We start from the raw sequence: 3,060 nt of genomic DNA on the forward strand, positions 1-3,060 counted from the left end.
GCCATCCTATCTAGGGTGGCTTTTTTTATGGGGTGTGAATGAGGAGAAGGGGTTAAATACTAGGGTTTTTCTCTCATTTGAAAAAATAAATTCCAAAGCTATAAATTACAAGGGCTGCTTCATATATAGTAGATTAAAGATTTGCTTATAGATAGCTATAACCCTTATTATATAATGGCAGGATTTTAAAAATAAAAACACAATAACTTAAATCGGAGTAAATAATGATTACCCATGTACCTGATGTGACTTTTAAAACTCGTGTTCGTGATGAATCTATCGGCGGAGACAACCCATTTAAATGGTATGACTTAACCACAGATGAGTTATTTGCCAATAAAAAAGTGGTGGTTTTCTCTCTACCAGGTGCCTTTACGCCAACGTGTTCGATCAGCCATCTACCTCGTTATGAAGCGCTTTACGATGAATTTAAAGCATTAGGCGTAGACGAAATCGTTTGCATTTCTGTCAATGATGCCTTTGTCATGTACCAATGGGGCCTGAAGCAAAACCGTGAAAACGTTTTCTTGCTTCCTGATGGCAATGGTGAGTTCACTCGTAAAATGGGCATGCTGGTTGATAAGAGCAATCTTGGCTTTGGTATGCGTTCATGGCGATATTCGATGTATGTCGATAATAAAGAAATCAAAAAAGTGTTTAAAGAAGCGGGTTTTGATGACAACTGTCCAACAGATCCATTTGAAGTATCAGATGCAGATACCATGTTAGAATATCTGAAAAGTAATGCTTAATCACAATTCTTAAGTGTGTTGACGTTTGACTGGTATCATCAGGCGTCGATAAATACTTGAATGCTGAAGCTCAAATACTGTTGAACTGCTTAATCCTTAAGTATAAGGGCTAAGCAGTTTTTTTTATGTTTTCTACAAAAATTTTGGCAATATTAAAAGAAATACCTAAGATAGTGTTAAATATGAGGCGCGAAAGCGGGTATTTATGACATAAATAATGTCATTTCTGAGTAATTATAAAAATGACGATAAGATAGCATTTATTGCATAAGAAAAATAAAGGGAGAAGCGGTGTTTATTATAAAGAAATTAGCAATCAATACATCAGAGCGGCAACAAGCGCTTCAAGCCATTGCAAATATCGAAGCGCTCGTACAGCCGCACGACGCATGGACTGAGCAGACGTTGGCTGAGATGCTCGCGCAAGATAGTATACATATGCTCATAGTTTATAAACAAGAAGATAAAGCCGATAATAATAAAGTCATTGGCTACTGCCTCTATCAAGTGATTTTTGAGCAAGCAGAGATTTTGCGTATTGGCACGCATCCTGATTATCAACGACAAGGCATTGCTTCACAAATTATTGATAAGTTGCATGAAGTATTGCAGAGTAATCAGGTGGAAAATTTGTTGTTAGAAGTACGAGCAGACAATCATGCTGCGATAGCGTTATATGAAAAGCAAGCATTTGCAGCCATTCATAGACGCAAAGGTTATTATAAGTCACCGAATCAGTCCGCAGTTGATGCACTCATTATGCAACATGTCTATGGTGAGTGAAGAGAGTAAATTCTCAAGTGATAAGCGTGGTTTCTTTAAAGATAAATTATTTATCTCAACCAACGTTATCGTGTTTAACTTGATGGTATTTTCTTTTTACAGATATTAGTGTCTAATTGATAATTGCTGTCTGCTTTCATCCGTGCAAGAACATCTATACGCTCGCTCAATAACTCTACCATCACGCTTATATTGGCTTGCTGTTTCCTGACTTGTTCTAGCTTTTGCTGAGTCAGCATGAGCTGCAAATCAATATCCAATTGACCATCGTAATAATCATTTAAGCTGTTTTTGATTTCAGTAAGGGTGAAACCAATGGCTTGCGCGCTTTTGATTAGCTCAATACGTTCGACGCACTCGGGATGAAACTCAGTATATAAACGTGAGCCTGCTTGACGCTTACGTGACCTTAATAGGCCCAACTGTTCATAGTGACGCACGGTGTCTTTGGTTGTATTGGCTTTTGCTGCCAGCTCTCCGATTAGCAGAAATGAGGTATCAAGCGCCATAAAATTCTCTTAACTCTTTAGCTTTTGTAGATTTGATGATTGATGCTGCCAAGGATTTGCTGTATCGAGAAGGGATACGGCCAATGGTTTATGAAAATTATTGTGCCAATTGATGGAGCGACTGCTTATTAAGCGGTCTAATTGAGCAAGAAAGTCAGGACGCGGTAGAGTAGTGGCACCCAAGCTCATGAGATGATCATTAGGTAACTGGCAGTCGACAAGTGCAACATGACTTTGCTCACATAATCGCATCAGCCCCCAAAACGCGAGTTTTGACGCATTAGAGGCACGATGAAACATGGATTCGCCAAAGTAGATGCCATTTATTTTTAGCCCGTACAGTCCACCAATGAGCTGACCTTTTTCGTTCCACACCTCAATGCTATGGGCAAAGCCCTGCGCATGCAGTTTGGTATAAGCCTCAATCATCTCTTCATGAATCCAAGTGTGTTCGCCTTCGGGCAGGTCATTATTAAGACCATCGCTACGCGGCAGGCTACAGGCATGTATGACGTCATCAAAAGCTTGATTGAGTGTTAGTTGCCAACGCGTGCGACTTGCTTGCTTGCGCAGTGACTTACTCGGTTGATAATCAAATGGGACGATCACACAACGCGGCTCAGGACACCACCAAGCGATAGGCTCATCTTCATTGAACCATGGAAACAGTCCTTGTGCATAAGCAGATATTAATGTATCGGGTGCAAGATCGCCACCCATCGCGACAATACCAATGCCATCAGGATCGATAGAGATAGGATCAGGAAAGTCATAACGCCCAAGACTTTGTAAAGTCTCAGGCGTGATGTATTGATCATGATCGCCGTGCTGCGCAAAGTTATTCATTTAGTCTTCTTGATCAGCAGTCAGCGTTGACGCATAGGTATGGTCTTTCGCCGTTGCCTCACCGATAGCATCCAAATATTTCTCAGCATCCAGCGCTGCCATACAGCCAGTACCAGCAGAGGTAATGGCTTGACGATAGACATGATCAGCCACGTCACCTGCGGCAAACA

4 protein-coding genes and 1 pseudogene are annotated in these 3,060 nt (G+C 40.8%); 2 read left to right on the forward strand and 3 right to left on the reverse strand.

All coding sequences use genetic code 11. The features are described 5' to 3' along the window. The first annotated feature begins 224 nt into the window (after window positions 1-224). On the forward strand, window positions 225-752 hold the full coding sequence (locus AS194_RS01480) for a peroxiredoxin (RefSeq protein WP_058023723.1): 528 nt from the start codon (window positions 225-227) through the stop codon (window positions 750-752). 291 nt (window positions 753-1,043) lie between these two features. Then, window positions 1,044-1,535 (forward strand): ribosomal protein S18-alanine N-acetyltransferase, encoded by a 492-nt coding sequence (gene rimI, locus AS194_RS01485; RefSeq protein WP_058023724.1) that lies wholly within the window; start codon window positions 1,044-1,046, stop codon window positions 1,533-1,535. Between the two features lie 74 nt (window positions 1,536-1,609). On the opposite strand, the gene AS194_RS01490 is transcribed toward rimI, so the two are convergent. The 3 genes and pseudogenes from AS194_RS01490 to AS194_RS13590 all read right to left on the reverse strand — a co-directional run. Then, on the reverse strand, window positions 1,610-2,044 hold the full coding sequence (locus AS194_RS01490) for a MerR family transcriptional regulator (protein WP_058023725.1): 435 nt from the start codon (window positions 2,042-2,044) through the stop codon (window positions 1,610-1,612). A gap of 9 nt (window positions 2,045-2,053) precedes the next feature. Further along, window positions 2,054-2,890 (reverse strand): leucyl/phenylalanyl-tRNA--protein transferase, encoded by an 837-nt coding sequence (aat, locus tag AS194_RS01495; RefSeq protein ID WP_058023726.1) that lies wholly within the window; start codon window positions 2,888-2,890, stop codon window positions 2,054-2,056. Then, window positions 2,891-3,060, reverse strand: a pseudogene (locus AS194_RS13590) (thioredoxin-disulfide reductase); the annotation flags it as partial.

Source organism: Psychrobacter piscatorii, from assembly GCF_001444505.1.
Lineage (GTDB): Bacteria > Pseudomonadota > Gammaproteobacteria > Pseudomonadales > Moraxellaceae > Psychrobacter > Psychrobacter piscatorii_B.

Coding starts and splice junctions, on each gene's coding strand:
- aat (WP_058023726.1), bottom strand. CDS start 2,890: ATGAATAACTTTGCGCAGCACGGCGATCATGATCAATACATCACGCCT.
- AS194_RS01490 (WP_058023725.1), bottom strand. CDS start 2,044: ATGGCGCTTGATACCTCATTTCTGCTAATCGGAGAGCTGGCAGCAAAA.
- AS194_RS01480 (WP_058023723.1), top strand. CDS start 225: ATGATTACCCATGTACCTGATGTGACTTTTAAAACTCGTGTTCGTGAT.